The 1,154-nt window shown below is 47.6% G+C and carries 1 pseudogene; it reads left to right on the plus strand.

Annotated features, from left to right (window positions below):
• A pseudogene (locus R7127_RS26645) lies at nucleotides 1-1,154 on the plus strand (ATP-dependent RNA helicase HrpB); the annotation flags it as partial.

Raw genomic sequence — 1,154 nt, forward strand, 5'->3', positions numbered from 1 at the left:
GGATTGAAGAGGGGATTTGCGTTCGCCTCTATTCAGAAAGTCAACTCAAGCAACAGCCACAAGTGCCACAACCTGAGATTTTGCATTCCGATCTTGCGAGCTTCGTAATGGAGCTGGCGTTTTGGGGGACGACCGATATTCATGAGCTAAAATGGCTCGATATTCCTTCTGCTGCCGCGCTGCAACAAGCTAAGCAGTTGTTGTTTTCATTAGGGCTTATTACCGAGCAAGGACAACTGACTGCGGAAGGAAAGCAGGCTCATGACTTGGGCGTAGAACCTCGCGCGGCAGCGATGTTAATTAAATCGCAATCCCACAGCGATAAGATGGTAAATGTCGCTTTGGCGGCGGTCGCCCTAATTGAAGAGCCAGAGCGTAATGTAACGAATATCGCACATAGCTTGCATCATTGGTTGTCCGGTTCTCATCCGAAAAAATCGTTGTTATTGAAGCGCGCACAATCTCTTGCGCATAAACTCGATACCACGTTTAGCCTTCGAGAAGTGGATGAAGATGCATTGCCGTTGGTGTTGAGCTTGGCGTTTCCCGACAGGATCGCTCAGCAACGCGCCAATCAATTTGGTCGCTTTGCACTAGCGAATGGTCATGGTGCAGAATGTCGTCCTGACGATATGTTAGGCGGCTGTGAGTACTTGGTCGCGATTGATCTGATGCGGTCTCATTCCAATTCGAGCCAAATACATTTAGCGTGTGAATTGGACGTCAATATATTGCAAACGACTTTTGATTCGCTATTTTCTACTGAAGAAGTAGTGGATTGGGATGAAAAGAAAGGGCGTTTAGTGGCCGAGAAACAACGAAAACTCGGTCAATTGGTGATTGAAAGGGTGTCATTACCTAATCCGGGTAAAGAAAAAATGACACAAGCTTTACTCACTTATGTCCGCCGTCAGGGCTTAAGCAGTCTAAACTGGACGCCGGCAGCGGAAAGCCTGCTTGAACGTATTCGCTGTGCGGTGGATTGGTTACCTGAGCAAGCATGGCCAATGTTTGATGAAGCCAGTTTGTTGGATTCATTAGACGAATGGTTAGAACCGTACATGACGTCGGTCGCTTCGGTGAAAGATCTGAGCAAGATAAACTTGGTCGAAGCGCTTAATGCTCGATTAGGCTGGCCACTCAATCAACACTTG

The organism is Vibrio sp. 1159 (assembly GCF_033340395.1).
GTDB classification, from domain to species: domain Bacteria; phylum Pseudomonadota; class Gammaproteobacteria; order Enterobacterales; family Vibrionaceae; genus Vibrio; species Vibrio alginolyticus.